Source organism: Haloarcula sp. MBLA0163 (genome assembly GCF_055632435.1).
This window is the reverse complement of record NZ_CM145745.1, coordinates 1,275,591-1,288,561: the sequence shown is the minus strand read 5'-3', so window position 1 is coordinate 1,288,561 and position 12,971 is coordinate 1,275,591. Positions and strand designations below refer to the sequence as shown.

Below are 12,971 nucleotides of genomic sequence, written 5' to 3'. Positions count from 1 at the left end.
GTCTTTCGACGAGCGTCGGTCCGGCCGAGTCGCAAGGGGTTTCCGCCCGGTCCGCCTGCCTCCAGACGTGACCCTCGAAGACCTTCAGGACGACGTCGAGGACCAGTACGCCGCGTTCGGCGACGAGCTGGCCGTCTCGCTCGACGGCGAGACGCGCAACGAACTGGCGATGCTGTCGGTCGCACTCGACCCCGAGGACCCCGACGAGCTCGTCCATCGGGCGGTCCACATGCTGTTCCAGTCGATGGTGGACCGCGGCCAGCTGGACTTCCACCTCCGCTCCGGCTACGACGCGACCTACGACGAGTACCTCTCCGGGATGACCTTCGACGAGATGACCGGCGGGAACCAGTTCCCACAGCAGCAGGGCGACCCCGACGACCGACGCTACCAGTTCTGAGCGGCCTCAGAGGAGCATCGCGGCCGCGGTGACGCTCGCCGCGCCCAGCACAACCGCGCTCCAGAGCGCCACGCGGGAGGCGAACTGCCGGTTCGACCCGGGTGCCGTGAGCGCCGCCTTGACGAGGATGCTCGCGGCCGTGGCGACGAGGATCGCGACCATCGCCGTCTGTTCGCCGATAGCGCCGCCGCGGTACAGGAGGACCGCGGAGGTGGTCGCACCGGCGCTGGAGACGAGCCCGCTCAGCGCCGACGTGACGTACAGTCCCGCCGTACCGAACCGGGCGCTGGCGACGCCACCGGCGACGACGACCAGCAGGAACACGCCGCCGAACGCGAGCGCGTTCTGCAGGGAGAACGGGCTGTCCAGCTCCATGTCGACCGTCTCTCGCCAGTCGGCCGTGTAGGCGGCGACGACGACGCTCCCGACGATGACGGCCGAGAGCGGGACGACGGCGGACAGCAACAGACCGTGTTCGAGGGAGAACACGACGGCGATGAGGAGGTTCCGCAGGGCCATCGCGGCGTCGGCCAGGAGGATGGCTGCGACGGCGTATGACGTGGCGTCCGGCCGCTGGCGGACGTGGTCGAGCATCGTCCCGACGACGGCCGTCGAGGAGGCGAGGCCGCCGAAGAAGCCCGTGATGGCGATGCCGCGGCCGCCGTAGCTCTGGACGACGGCGTAGTTGACGATGCCGATGCCCGCGACGAACACGACCATCAGCCAGATGACGCGGAGTTCGACCGTGATGTCCAGCAGGCCCCCCGGCACCGCCACCGGGTCGGCGGGCAACAGCGGGTAGATGACGAACGCCAGGATGGCGAACTCCGTCGCCGCCCGTAGCTCCTTCCGGGACAGCCCCCACGCGAAACTGTGGAGTTCCCGCTTGAGCACCAGCAACAGCGACGAGAGGACCGCGACGGTGACGCCCTCGAGGATGTGGCCGTCGGCGACGAGCGCCCCCACGCCGTACGCGACCAGCATCGACACGGAGGTGGTCATCGAGAGCGTCTCCTCCTCCTGCAGGAGGCCCTGGACGGCCAGTAACACGCCCTGGACGATGACGAGGACGCCGCCGACGACGAGGAGCGTCTCCCGACCGACGATGGTGAAGACGGCGGCGAGCAGGCTGATGAGCGCGAAGGTGCGGATGCCCGCCGTCTTCTGTGACCACTCGCGCTCTAGCCCCAGGAACATGCCCAGCGCGCCCGCGAGGAGGATTCTGAGGACCGCCGTGTCGATCGGAAACGACGACAACTGTATCGGAACGCTCACGCTACGGCTACTCGGTCTGCGCCTAAAGTATTCGGGTCGGCGACGGCACACCTTTTTGCGGACCGGGGTGAAATCGGGAGTAATGGCGCAGTACGACGTGGACGTGGACTGGCCACGTGCGTTCTGGATCGGGTTCGGGACGATTCTCGCGGCCACACTCCTGTTCGTCCTCTACACCTTCGTCGGGACGTTCGTCTTCGGTATCTTCCTCTACTACGCGACGCGGCCGCTCTACCGCCGCGTCTACCGCCGGGTGCGCCAGCGGACGCTCGCGGCGATGCTCTCGCTGTTCCTCCTCGCCTTCCCCGTCATCGTCCTGCTGTACTACACCATCGCCATCGCCCTGCAGGAGTTCGAACGGTTCGCGGACACGGCCGACCTCGGCCCCTACGCCTCGTTCGTCGACCCGTACCTCGACGTCTCCGAGCTCGTCCAGAACCCGCAGGCGCTGCTCACCGACGCCGCCGGGCCCGGGACCGTCCTCGACACGCTTGGCCAGTTCGTGAACTACCTCGGGTTCGTCGGGACCGGCCTCGTCCACGTCTTCGTCATGTTCGCCGTCGCGTTCTACCTGCTCCGGGACGGCCCGCGACTGGCCGAGTGGGCCAAGGACTTCCTCGACCACCGGGGCGTCCTGGACCGGTACTTCCACGAGGTCGACCGGAGCTTCCACAAGGTGTTCTACGGCAACATCCTCAACGCCATCGTCACCGGCGCCATCGGCGCTATCTCGTTCAGCCTCGTCGACGTCGTCGCGCCGGCCGGGATGGGAGTGCCGTACCCGGCCCTGACCGGGTTGCTCGCCGGCGCCGCGAGCCTCATCCCCATCATCGGGATGAAGATCGTCTACGTCCCGATGGCCGCCTACCTCGGGGTGCAGACGGCGCTCGGTGGCGGGGAGTGGTGGTTCGTCGCGCTCTTCACCGGCGTCGCGTTCGTCGTCGTCGACACCATCCCCGACCTGCTCGTCCGGCCCTACGTCTCCAGCGGCAGGTCGTTCTCCATCGGTCGGTTCGGTGCGCGCGACACCGACGCGGAGGTCAAGGCGGGCCTGCACACCGGGACGCTGATGTTCGCGTACATCCTCGGCCCGTTTCTCTTCGGGTGGTACGGCATCTTCCTCGCGCCGATGATACTGGTCTTCGTCGTGCATTTCGCCCGGTTCGTCCTGCCGGAGCTCGTCGAAGGCGAACCGATACGGCCGAGGGCGGTCGACCCGACGAACCTCATCGGCGAGGAGGTCGGTGACCCGGAGACGGACGCAGAGACAAGTAGCGAAGAAGAGACCCCGACGCCGACAGAGACGACGTCCCCACCGAGAGGGTCCGACGACCCCGACGTCAGTTAGGGCCGGCCTCAGAGGTCGACGTACTGGTCTTCCCAGTCCCGCCGGGCGTCGATTTCGCGCCGACCGCGACGCGTCAGCGTGTAGAAGTTGGTCCGGCGGTCGCGTTGCCCCTTCTCGACGAGGCCCTTGTCGACCAGCGTATCGAGGTTCGGATACAGCCGGCCGTGGTGGATCTCTTTCTCGTAGTACTCCTCGAGGTCCTCCTTTATCGCCAGGCCGTGTGGCTCTTCTCGGCCCGAGATGACGTAGAGGAGGTCACGCTGGAAGCCTGTCAGGTCGTGCATCGATACGGTCTAGGTATCTCTTATTGTCTAAATCGCTTAAATGTGTCGAATCGGAGGGTTTTACCTCGTACTCTCTCACATGGTCCGAGGTATCTGCCCTATCTGGCGCCTCAGAGACAGAATCTCGGTTCTCGGGTTTCGAGTCAGGATTACATCATACCGTCGAAGGTGATGCCGACGATATTATTTGTCCGCGACGCGTAAACCGACCATGCCAGAAGAGATTCTGTTCGAGACGGAACAGCGAATGAGCCGTGCGGACGTCGCCGACTACCTGCGTTCGCTCGCGGACTCCGTCGCGGCCGGCGGCGACGTGGCACTCAGTGCCGGCGACGAGTCCGTGTCGCTCGACCCGCCGTCCGAGGTGGAGTTCGAGGTCAAGGCCGAGCGCGAGGGCCCCGCCGACGGACCCGGTGAACTGAGCATCGAAGTCGAGCTGGAGTGGCCCGAGGACGCGTCGGGCGGTGACGCGTCTACCGGCGAGTTACACATCGAGTAGGCACGAACGCCGTACCGTCGGCTGTTCGGTGTCGTGCAGCGAAGTAAGTGGAAAGGGGTCGCGAAAAACGCGACCCCTTGCCGCCCTGAATTGGTCCCCGCTGACGCTTCGGCCCTCCAAGCGAAGCGTCACTTGGGTCAATGGGGGTGATGGACTTAAAAGTACCGGCACCGTCTCGTTGGTGTTAGTTACCGAACGTTAGGACAGTGTAATAATCCCACTCAGATGTGTTCCTCCTCCAGCACCCACCCAAGTGCGCGTTTGTAGTGTGTGAACATCATCCGGACGCGTTCGTGGCGCATCTCGTCGCTCTCTAACTGTTCGGTGAGGAACTCGTACTGCTCGCGCACTTCGGATTCCGGTCGCATGGGTGCGCGTACGAACCGCTCGCGGAACAAACTTGAGGCCGGCGGGCCCAGCATTGAGTATGAAGATTCGCGGCGACCGGGAGTGTCGGTCCTGCGGGACCCGCTGGTCGTACTACGACACCGGGAGCATCGCCTGCCCCGACTGCGGGAGCGTCCACAGCGTCGGCGTCGACGAACGGACCGAACACACCGACGCGCCGGTCTCGCTCGACCTGACACCCATCAGAAACCGTATCGACGAGGACCCGCTCGAAGACGTGGCACGGGCCGCCGCCGAGACCTGTCGCGAGTACACCCGCAAGCGAGGGTTCATCGACACCGGCACCCTCAAACCGCTGGACGAGACGTACGTCGCCGCGGTCGAACTCCAGTACGTCGCGAGCGACGTCGCCAAGGAGATGCGCCCGAGCGACGACGTCGAGCTGTACTTCTACGACCTGTTGGGCGGGGCCAACGACGGCGACCGCCCCGGCGCGGACGCGGTGCCCAGCGACCTCCGGTCGGCCTTCGGGCTGGCGATGGCCACCGCCGTCGAGCGCTACCAGTCCGACGTCCGGCAGTATCTGGACGACCACCCGAACGAGCAGGGCCGCCAGCTATCTGGACGCATCCGCGACCACCGAAAGCGCGTGGAGGCGCTGGACGGCGACGTCGACCCGGCGAACGCCAACCGGCTGCTCCACGCCGCCCGTGACCTCGGCCGGTTCGTCGGCGAGGGCGACGAGAGCGCCTACGTCACCGCCGACAACTGGCTGTCGGGGCTCGACGACGACGCGCTCTGAGGCCGGTCAGCGAAAGCGCCGGACCAATTCGTGGTCGAGACAGTTCTCCGGGACCGACCCACGCCACGCGACGCGTTCGATCGACTCCCCGTCCAGCCCCGGGTCGGTCGCCAGCGCCGTGTCCACCGGTGTCGCCCGATACGTCCCGAAGTGGAACTGTGTCGCTCGGTCGCCGTCGGTCAGCGTCACCTCGGTGACGGCGAGCAGTTCCGCAGGCGTCACGCCGACACCGGTCTCCTCGCGCACCTCGCGGACGAGCGCCTCGCTCCGGGCCTCGTCAGATTCGACGCCGCCGCCCGGGAGCTTCCACGTCCCGTCCTCGTAGACGAGGAGGAGGCGGTCCGCGGCGTCCTCTACGAGTGCCCCGACGGCCCACTCCAGTCCGTCGTCGACGCGTCGCCGGAACGACTCGAGGGCCGGCGGCTCGACCGTGCGGGTGACCCGCCGGGTGTAGACGCCGTCGGCCTCGAAGGCGGCGAGCGACGGCATTCAGGGCAGGTCGACGTCGACGTCGTGTTGCAGACCGGCCGCTTTCACCGTGTTGTACAGGAGCATCGCGCGGGTCATCGGGCCGACGCCGCCGGGGACGGGCGTGATGGCACCGGCGACTTCCTTCGCGCTCTCGTAGTCGACGTCGCCGACGAGTTCGTAGCCCTTGTCGGTGTCCGCCTCGACGCGGTTGATGCCCACGTCCACGACCGTCGCGCCCTCGCCGACCATGTCGCCGTCTATCATCTCGGGGACGCCGGCGGCGGCCACGAGGATGTCGGCGTTCCGTGTCTTCTCGGCGAGGTCCCGGGTCCGGGAGTGACACACCGTCGTCGTCGCGTTGCCGCCCGGCGCCTTCTGGATGAGGAGGTTCGCCATCGGCTTGCCGACGATGTCCGACCGGCCGACCACGACGGCGTCCTTGCCCTCGGTGTCGACGCCAGCCGACTCGATGAGCTTCTGGACGCCGTGGGGCGTACAGGGCTTGTAGCGCGCGTCGCCGGCGACCAGCCGCCCGACGTTCTCGGGGTGGAAGCCGTCGACGTCCTTCACCGGGTCGATGGCCCGCAGGACCTCGCGGTCGGAGACGTGGTCCGGCACCGGCATCTGGACGAGGATGCCGTTGACGTTCTCGTCGGCGTTCAGGTCGTCGATGGTGTCGTACAGTTCGCTCGCGTCGGCGTCGGGGTCGATGTCGATGTCGATGGCCTCGATGCCCACCTCGGCGCAGTCGTCCTGCTTCATCGAGACGTACGTCTCGCTGGCGGGGTCGTCGCTCATCAGGACCGTCGCCAGCGATGGCTGGACGCCTTCGGCTTCGAGTTGGTCGATGGCCGTCGCGAGGTCCGAGCGGACCTCCTCGGCGACGGCGTTGCCGTCGATAATCTCTGTCATCACGTGGAGAGGGACACGGAGGGGCCAAAAACGTCACTACACGGATCGCGGCGAGGCGCAGTTTGCCATCGCGGCCTCGTCCAGCGCGAACGCGAGAGTGAACGAGAGAACGAACGTTCCGCTCGCTCAGTCGTAGAGGGTGTACTCGTCGGTGAGTTCGTCCACGCGCTGGCTGACCTCGGCGACGACGTCGTCGTCGTGGGGGGCGTCGACGACCTCGTAGATGAGGTCGGCGACCTCGCGACAGGCTTCCTCGTCGAAGCCACGCGTCGTCAGTGCCGGCGTGCCCGCGCGGATGCCCGAGGGGTTGAACGCGGAGCGGGTCTCGCCGGGGACGGTGTTGGCGTTCAGGACGATGCCGGCCTCCTCGAGGCTCTCCTCGACCTCCTTGCCGGTGGTGTCCGGGTGGGACGGTCGGAGGTCCACGAGGACGAGGTGGTTGTCCGTGCCGTCCGAGACGAGGTCCAGCCCGTGCTCCTGGAGGCGGTCACCCAGGGCCTTCGCGTTGGCGACGGTCTGTTCGGCGTACTCCTCGAACCCGGCGTCGAGCGCCTCGCCGAAGCCGACGGCCTTGCCGGCGACGTTGTGCATCAGGGGGCCGCCCTGCGACCCGGGGAAGACGGCCGCGTCGATGTCGCTGGCGTACTCCTCGTCGCACATGATGATGCCGCCGCGGCCTGCGCGGATGGTCTTGTGCGTCGACCCGGTGACGAAGTCGGCGACGCCGACCGGCGACTCGTGGACGCCGGCGGCGACGAGACCGGTGATGTGGGCGATGTCGGCGAGGTGGTAGGCGTCGACGGCGTCGGCCGTCTCCTGAATCCGCTCGAAGTCGACCTCGCGCGGGTACGCCGAGTAGCCCGAGACGATGATGTCAGGCTCGTACTCCTCTGCGTGTTCGTGGAGGCCCTCGTAGTCGATGTAGCCGGTCTCCTCGTCGACCTCGTACTGCTCGACCTCGTAGACCTGGCCCGCGAAGTTCGCCGGGTGGCCGTGCGAGAGGTGGCCGCCGTGGGTCAGGTCCAGCGACAGGATCTTGTCGCCGGGTTCGAGGACGCCGAGGTAGACGCCCATGTTCGCCTGCGAGCCGGAGTGGGGCTGGACGTTGACGTGATCGGCGCCCCACAGTTCCTTCGCCCGTTCGATGGCGAGTTCTTCGACGTCGTCGGCGTACTCACAGCCGCCGTAGTAGCGCTCGCCGGGGTAGCCCTCGGCGTACTTGTTCGTGAGTTCGGAGCTCTGGGCCTCCATGACGGCCTCGGAGACGTGGTTCTCGCTCGCGATCATCGCCAGCGTGTCGTTCTGGCGGGCACGCTCGCCCTCGAGGGCGTCTGCGACGGCCGGGTCCGTCTCGCGGACGGTATCGTAGGTCATGTGCCACCCTCGGGACCCGCCCGTCAATAATCTACCCTTTGCCCGAGACCATGTGACAGGTTGGCAAGGAGTTGACGCGGGAGCCACTTCCGGGCACGGCCGACCGGCGTCGGCCGCTGATTGGACGCCGGTTTTCAGTATGTATATAATCCAGAAGGACACAACGACCGCCACATGGTCACCTGGGGGGTGGCGGATGCCGGCTCTGGTGGGACCGAGCCCGCATCTGTCGGCGACGAGGAGACAGTGTCTTCGACGGCACTGGTCGAACAGCTGGCGAACCGGCGGGAGGGACCTGACGACGCGATACCGCGCCCGACGGCGGAGTGTCGTCGCGGCGAGGCGACACGGCTCCACGTGCCGTGTACCGACGTCACCGTGACGGCACTGGACTGCGACGCCCGGTACACGCTCGCGAGCGCCTCGGAGCTCCCGTCGGGGTCGTTCCTCCTGAGCGGGACGGCCGAGACGACTCCGTCCGACGCGGCCGACGACCCGCTGGCGAGCGACGCCGTCCGTCTGTACGTCCGGTTCGACGGCCCGGCGTCGCTGCGGCCGACCGGCGACGGGACCGGCCTCTCGCTGTGGGAGTCGAAGACCGTCACCGTCGGCTACAGGGAGACGACCACAGGACTGCCTCGCGTACAGGTCCCGGCCACAGTCGAGGGGCTCGCGACCGGCGTGTCCTGTCTGAGCGCCGCCCACCGCACCAGCAGCCCCTCACGGTCCCACCCCGACCAGCGGGACCACCCACCGCTGTTGACGACGGGCGAGACGGCCTCGGTCCCCGACGCCGTCGAGGACCGCCGGCCGGCGACTGGCGTCGAACTGCGTCTGCCGGAGCGCGCCGAGGCGGTGTTCGTCGCGGCGCCGCTGGCGTACTACCTCGGAGCGGAGGTGGCTGTCGAGGAGCGGGACCGGCCCGTGCTGAGTGCCGCCGGGACCGACGTCAGACACGAGTTCGGTCCGCTCCCGGCGTTACAGGACGAGGTCGCCTCCGTCCTCCGACGGGTCTTCTACCTCGACTGTCTCGTCCGTCGGGTGCGTCCCGAATCCGCTCCGGAGGTGCTGGCGGCGTGTTCGCTGGACCCGGAAGCGGTGCGCGCGCTGTCGCCGGCGGGCAGACTGGAACGGTACCTCTCGGTGCCGACGGAGACGGTCCGAGCGGCCGCGCCGGAGTGGCACCTCTCGACGCACGTCCGACCCTCGCTCGGTCGGGCGCGGTGTCTGCCGTTCCTGCTCGACAAGCTGAGCCTCGTCTACCTCTCCGAGGGGTCGGAACTGGACCGGCGTGACCTCCTCGACCGGACGCTCTCGGACGCCTATCCGACGCGGGGGAGCACACAGCGGTCGTCCGTGCTCGACCCGCGTGGGGAGCGCGGTCGTGTGCAGGGGTGGCTCGCGCCGGGGACGCCCATCGACGCCTTCAAGACGACGACGGCGGCCTACGAGAACCGGTATCGGTTCCGGCACCGGGAGAACGACCGGATGCGGGTGTCGGTCGTGTTGAACGACGCCGAGATGAGCGACGAGCAGGGGACGGTCACGGACATCTACCGCGCGGCCGACCTCCCGATGGACGTCACGGTCAGCGAGGCGCTGACGACGGCCGAACTGGCCGCGGTGTTCGAGGCCGAGCACGACTTCGTCCACTTCGTCGGCCACTGCGACGACGCCGGCCTCCGGTGTCCCGACGGCAATCTCTCGGCCGCCGAGGTGTCGCGCTCGCGGACCCGGACGTTCTTCCTCAACGCCTGTGGCTCCTACGAGGAGGGGTTACACCTCGTCGACTGCGGCGCGGTGGCCGGAGCGGTGACGTTGAACGACGTGCTGGACCGACACGCGGCGCTGGTCGGGACGGCGTTCGCTCGCCTGTTGAGCAACGGGTTCAGCATCCAGCGGGCCCTCCAGCTGGCCCGGCGTCGCATCGTGATGGGCCACGACTACGCGGTGGTCGGCGACGGCACGTACTCGCTGTTGCCGGGTCCGACCGACCCGGTCGTCGTCCGGGTGCGCGAGTCATCCGCGGGGTACGAGGTCGTCTGTGAGGTGGTGACGCCGGACGCCGGCGACGGCTATACGCTCCCGTTCGACGGCGAGGTCGCGCTCAACGGCCGGCGGACGGAGACGACGGTACCCGAGGCGACGCTCGTCGAGACGCTGGAGTCGGTCTCGGTGCCCGTCATCTTCGACGGCGGGTTCCACTGGTCACGTGACCTCGCGGCCCGCCTTCGCGCCTCGGCGTAGCGCCCCCGTGATTATCAGGACGGGCCACTAGTGGGCCGATAGGCGCCGAGATATCGGCGTCGGACCGCTATCTAGTTTCGTTTTTGATAGCTAGGCCGGAACATATATTTAAGCCGTTTGGGAGGTGCCTGTGGCGTCCTCGTTGGAGAATTCAACTAGAGCTGGCCGATGAAATTAAATGTTACAATACACAATACACCCATTGGGACAATGAGTGCAACCCTACTGGACGACGACGTCGGAGCGATGTTGTCGTCGGTGTTCGAAGACGCCGACGGGCCGGTGTTCGTCGTGAACCCGGACCGAGACACCATCTCGGCGCTCGTGACGACGTTGGACGAACAGACAGCCCCGCCGGAGGTGCGACTCCTCGCGGACGAGCGGGCCCTGAAAGACGTCATGGACGACTTCCTGGTGGCGAGCACGGCCGCGGACCTCGTCGACCGCGGCGACCTGACGATGCGGCTGTTGTCGGACGTACCGACCCACTCGGTCGCCGTCACCGCAGACACCGTGTACGCGCTCGTGACCATCGGCGACGCCGTCGGCGGCCTGGGGACCGACGACGGCGAGTTCGTCGACGGGGCGTACGACTACTACGACACCACGTGGGAGGAGGCCGAAGCGTACTCCCTCCGGACACCACCCATCTCCACCGTCCGTAGCACGCTGGAGAGCGAGATCGGCGAGGCGACGGCGAACGACTTCGACAGCGTCCTCGGGTCGCTGGCGACGGCCCGCGGCGACGGCGACGGGCTCGACGAGGTGACCATCAGCCTGCTCGTGGCAGCCAAGAACGGGGAACTGCTGTACGACATCAGCAAGTGGGGTGAGGACGTCGGCCTCGCGAGCAAGGCGACGTTCTCCCGGACGAAGACCAAGCTCGAGGACATGGGCCTCATCGACACCGAGAAGGTCCCCATCGACGTCGGGCGGCCGCGCCTCCGCCTGATGCTCGGCGACGAGCGTCTCGAAGACGCCGACGCCGACGAACTGGCGACGGTCGCACAGAGCCTGCTGGCCGCATAGGTTTTTCGGCCCCCTCTGTGTTCCCCCGGGCATGAGTACTGTCGAAGTCGTCGGGAGCGGGCCGGCCGTCGAATCGCTGGTCGCGGCACTGTCGGAGACGCCGGCCGACGTGACTCGGTCGACGGACCCGCTCACCGACGGCACCGACCTCAGCGTCGTCGTCGGACCGGTCACCACCGACCTGTTCGACACCGCGAACGAGCGAGCGAGAGCGGCGGGGACGCCGTGGGTCGCCGTCGAACTCGGCGGCGTCGGCGGTGTCCCGGTGGTCGACGCCGCCATCACAGGGTTCGGCCCGCAGAGCGGGTGTTACGACTGTCTCCGGGAGCGCGTACGGTCGAACGTCGACCAGCAGTCCGAGCCGGCGGAGGCCCCGTCGGCCAGTACCCAGCGGTTCGCCGGAGCGGTCGCCGGCCGGCGTGTGGAGCGGGCGCTGGCCGGCGAGGGGGCCGTCGTCGGGACCGTCCTCGAACTCCCCCACACCGAGCGACAGTTCCTCCCCGTCCCGGGGTGTGCGTGCCGGGACGACGACCGATGGACGCTCGCCCACGCCGGCCGGCGCGACCACGAACGGGAGGCCCTCTCGCGCGCCGAGGCCGGCCTCGACGACCGCGTCGGCGTCGTCCGGAACGTGGGCGAGGCCGAATCGTTCCCGGCCCCGTACTACCTCGCGGAGCTCGCGGACACCGCCCGGTTCAGCGACGTGACGGCCCCACAGCAGGCCGCCGGCGTCGCGACGGACTGGGATTCGGCGTTCATGAAGGCGCTGGGCGAGAGCTACGAACGGTACGCCGCCGGCGTCTACCGGGCGGCGGAGATGGTCTCGGGGACCGGCGAGACGGTGACTGAGGGTCTCGACCCGGCGGGGTTCGTCGCTCCGGACGGCGGCGCGTGGGGTGGCGGTGAGGCCGTACCGTGGGTGCCTGCCGAGAACCTCGAGACGGGCGCCCAGCGCCTCGCGCCGGCGGAGGTGGTCGTCTACCCGCCGCCGTCCCGCAGCGTCCGCCCGGCGACGACGACGGGGCTCGGACTCGGGAGTTTGGAGACCGACGCGCTCCTCTCGGGCCTCTACGAGGTGGTCGAACGCGACGCGGCGATGCTCTCGTGGTACTCCACCTACGACCCACTGGCGGTCGTCGTCGACGACGACGGCGGGCCGTTCGACACCCTGCGACGACGGGCCCGTTCGGAGGACCTCGACGTGACCGCGCTGTTGCTGACGCAGGACGTCGACGTCCCCGTGGTCGCCGTCGCCCTCGAGCGCGAGGCGTGGCCGAAGTTCGCGCTGGGCACGTCGGCGCGGCTCGACCCGGCCGACGCGGCGGCCGGGGCACTCGAGGAGGCGCTCCAGAACTGGATGGAGCTGCGGGGGATGGGGCGCGACGAGGCGGCCGACGCCGACGGCGCCATCGGGCGGTACGCGGACCGTCCCGAAGCGGCCGAGCCGCTGACCGAGACGGCGACAGCCGTGCCCCTCTCGAGCGTCGGCCCGGACTCTGTCCCGACCGGCGACGCCGAGCTCGAGGAACTGGTCGACCGCGTGGTGGAGGCGGGACTGACCCCGTACGCGAGCCGCCTCACGACGCCGGACCTCGAACTGATGGGGTTCGAGGCAGTCCGGGCGTTCTGCCCGACCGCCCAACCGCTGTTCTTCGACGAGAGCTACTTCGGCGACCGGGCGGAGACGGTGCCGACGGACCTCGGCTTCGAGCCGCGACTCGACCGGGACCACCACCCGTTCCCCTGACCCCGGCCACCGGGTCGTTTAATACGGACAACCCCGTCAGTTCTCGACGTGTGCCAGTCGGTAGCACTGGACACGAAAACAATGGTGACCGAGTTCGACCTCCCGTGTAGCGAGTGCGGACACGACCTCGTGCGCGACGAGACGACGGCGACCGACGGGTCGCCGGTCGTGGTCGCGGAGTGCCCGAACTGCGGGGTCCGGCACTACCCCGAGACGGCGCTGCGAGAGTTCTGAG

Annotated in this window: 14 protein-coding genes; 8 read left to right on the top strand and 6 right to left on the bottom strand. The window is 68.4% G+C overall.

What is annotated here, in order from left to right; all coding sequences use genetic code 11:
- Window positions 1–67 precede the first annotated feature (67 nt).
- Window positions 68–400, top strand: a complete 333-nt coding sequence (locus ACV7GQ_RS06875; RefSeq protein ID WP_470312777.1) for a hypothetical protein — start codon at window positions 68–70, stop codon at window positions 398–400.
- Between the two features lie 6 nt (window positions 401–406).
- Here ACV7GQ_RS06875 and ACV7GQ_RS06870 read toward each other — a convergent pair whose 3' ends face one another.
- Entirely contained in the window at window positions 407–1,675 is a 1,269-nt protein-coding gene (locus ACV7GQ_RS06870) for an MgtC/SapB family protein (protein WP_470312776.1), read from the bottom strand.
- Between the two features lie 82 nt (window positions 1,676–1,757).
- Here ACV7GQ_RS06870 and ACV7GQ_RS06865 point away from each other — a divergent pair, with 82 nt between their 5' ends.
- Entirely contained in the window at window positions 1,758–3,023 is a 1,266-nt protein-coding gene (locus tag ACV7GQ_RS06865) for an AI-2E family transporter (protein ID WP_470312775.1), read from the top strand.
- A gap of 8 nt (window positions 3,024–3,031) precedes the next feature.
- Here the strand turns inward: ACV7GQ_RS06865 and ACV7GQ_RS06860 are convergent, their stop codons facing one another.
- Window positions 3,032–3,307 carry a PadR family transcriptional regulator gene (locus ACV7GQ_RS06860; RefSeq protein ID WP_166970575.1) on the bottom strand — a complete coding sequence of 92 codons (276 nt, stop codon included), beginning with the start codon at window positions 3,305–3,307 and terminating at the stop codon, window positions 3,032–3,034.
- A gap of 211 nt (window positions 3,308–3,518) precedes the next feature.
- On the opposite strand from ACV7GQ_RS06860, the gene ACV7GQ_RS06855 reads away from it, so the two are divergent.
- Complete coding sequence (locus ACV7GQ_RS06855) at window positions 3,519–3,806, top strand: amphi-Trp domain-containing protein (RefSeq protein WP_470312774.1); 288 nt, start codon at window positions 3,519–3,521, stop codon at window positions 3,804–3,806.
- Window positions 3,807–4,027: 221 nt separating this feature from the next.
- Here the strand turns inward: ACV7GQ_RS06855 and ACV7GQ_RS06850 are convergent, their stop codons facing one another.
- Window positions 4,028–4,174 (bottom strand): hypothetical protein, encoded by a 147-nt coding sequence (locus ACV7GQ_RS06850; protein WP_470312773.1) that lies wholly within the window; start codon window positions 4,172–4,174, stop codon window positions 4,028–4,030.
- 59 nt (window positions 4,175–4,233) lie between these two features.
- On the opposite strand from ACV7GQ_RS06850, the gene ACV7GQ_RS06845 reads away from it, so the two are divergent.
- Window positions 4,234–4,956, top strand: coding sequence for a DUF7117 family protein (locus ACV7GQ_RS06845; RefSeq protein WP_470312772.1), 723 nt, complete (start codon window positions 4,234–4,236; stop codon window positions 4,954–4,956).
- A 6-nt stretch (window positions 4,957–4,962) separates the two neighbouring features.
- On the opposite strand, the gene ACV7GQ_RS06840 is transcribed toward ACV7GQ_RS06845, so the two are convergent.
- The 3 genes from ACV7GQ_RS06840 to glyA all read right to left on the bottom strand — a co-directional run bounded on the left by ACV7GQ_RS06840 (window position 4,963) and on the right by glyA (window position 7,713).
- Window positions 4,963–5,445 carry an NUDIX hydrolase gene (locus ACV7GQ_RS06840; RefSeq protein ID WP_470312771.1) on the bottom strand — a complete coding sequence of 161 codons (483 nt, stop codon included), beginning with the start codon at window positions 5,443–5,445 and terminating at the stop codon, window positions 4,963–4,965.
- On the bottom strand, window positions 5,446–6,339 hold the full coding sequence (locus ACV7GQ_RS06835; RefSeq protein ID WP_470312770.1) for a bifunctional methylenetetrahydrofolate dehydrogenase/methenyltetrahydrofolate cyclohydrolase: 894 nt from the start codon (window positions 6,337–6,339) through the stop codon (window positions 5,446–5,448).
- A 126-nt stretch (window positions 6,340–6,465) separates the two neighbouring features.
- Window positions 6,466–7,713, bottom strand: coding sequence for a serine hydroxymethyltransferase (glyA, locus tag ACV7GQ_RS06830; protein ID WP_470312769.1), 1,248 nt, complete (start codon window positions 7,711–7,713; stop codon window positions 6,466–6,468).
- Between the two features lie 174 nt (window positions 7,714–7,887).
- Here glyA and ACV7GQ_RS06825 point away from each other — a divergent pair, with 174 nt between their 5' ends.
- The 4 genes from ACV7GQ_RS06825 (at window position 7,888) to ACV7GQ_RS06810 (ending at window position 12,970) form a co-directional block, all read left to right on the top strand.
- Window positions 7,888–9,960 carry a hypothetical protein gene (locus tag ACV7GQ_RS06825; protein WP_470312768.1) on the top strand — a complete coding sequence of 691 codons (2,073 nt, stop codon included), beginning with the start codon at window positions 7,888–7,890 and terminating at the stop codon, window positions 9,958–9,960.
- A gap of 210 nt (window positions 9,961–10,170) precedes the next feature.
- Complete coding sequence (gene tbsP / locus ACV7GQ_RS06820) at window positions 10,171–10,989, top strand: transcriptional regulator TbsP (protein WP_470312767.1); 819 nt, start codon at window positions 10,171–10,173, stop codon at window positions 10,987–10,989.
- A gap of 31 nt (window positions 10,990–11,020) precedes the next feature.
- Entirely contained in the window at window positions 11,021–12,736 is a 1,716-nt protein-coding gene (locus ACV7GQ_RS06815; RefSeq protein ID WP_470312766.1) for a YcaO-like family protein, read from the top strand.
- Window positions 12,737–12,817: 81 nt separating this feature from the next.
- The gene (locus ACV7GQ_RS06810) at window positions 12,818–12,970 is read left to right on the top strand and encodes a DUF7479 domain-containing protein (RefSeq protein ID WP_470312765.1); all 153 of its coding nucleotides are present in this window, start codon (window positions 12,818–12,820) and stop codon (window positions 12,968–12,970) included.
- Window position 12,971 lies beyond the last annotated feature (1 nt).

Coding starts and splice junctions, on each gene's coding strand:
- ACV7GQ_RS06865 (WP_470312775.1), top strand. CDS start 1,758: ATGGCGCAGTACGACGTGGACGTGGACTGGCCACGTGCGTTCTGGATC.
- ACV7GQ_RS06860 (WP_166970575.1), bottom strand. CDS start 3,307: ATGCACGACCTGACAGGCTTCCAGCGTGACCTCCTCTACGTCATCTCG.
- ACV7GQ_RS06855 (WP_470312774.1), top strand. CDS start 3,519: ATGCCAGAAGAGATTCTGTTCGAGACGGAACAGCGAATGAGCCGTGCG.
- ACV7GQ_RS06850 (WP_470312773.1), bottom strand. CDS start 4,174: ATGCGACCGGAATCCGAAGTGCGCGAGCAGTACGAGTTCCTCACCGAA.
- ACV7GQ_RS06845 (WP_470312772.1), top strand. CDS start 4,234: ATGAAGATTCGCGGCGACCGGGAGTGTCGGTCCTGCGGGACCCGCTGG.
- ACV7GQ_RS06840 (WP_470312771.1), bottom strand. CDS start 5,445: ATGCCGTCGCTCGCCGCCTTCGAGGCCGACGGCGTCTACACCCGGCGG.
- ACV7GQ_RS06835 (WP_470312770.1), bottom strand. CDS start 6,339: ATGACAGAGATTATCGACGGCAACGCCGTCGCCGAGGAGGTCCGCTCG.
- glyA (WP_470312769.1), bottom strand. CDS start 7,713: ATGACCTACGATACCGTCCGCGAGACGGACCCGGCCGTCGCAGACGCC.
- ACV7GQ_RS06825 (WP_470312768.1), top strand. CDS start 7,888: ATGGTCACCTGGGGGGTGGCGGATGCCGGCTCTGGTGGGACCGAGCCC.
- tbsP (WP_470312767.1), top strand. CDS start 10,171: ATGAGTGCAACCCTACTGGACGACGACGTCGGAGCGATGTTGTCGTCG.
- ACV7GQ_RS06815 (WP_470312766.1), top strand. CDS start 11,021: ATGAGTACTGTCGAAGTCGTCGGGAGCGGGCCGGCCGTCGAATCGCTG.
- ACV7GQ_RS06810 (WP_470312765.1), top strand. CDS start 12,818: ATGGTGACCGAGTTCGACCTCCCGTGTAGCGAGTGCGGACACGACCTC.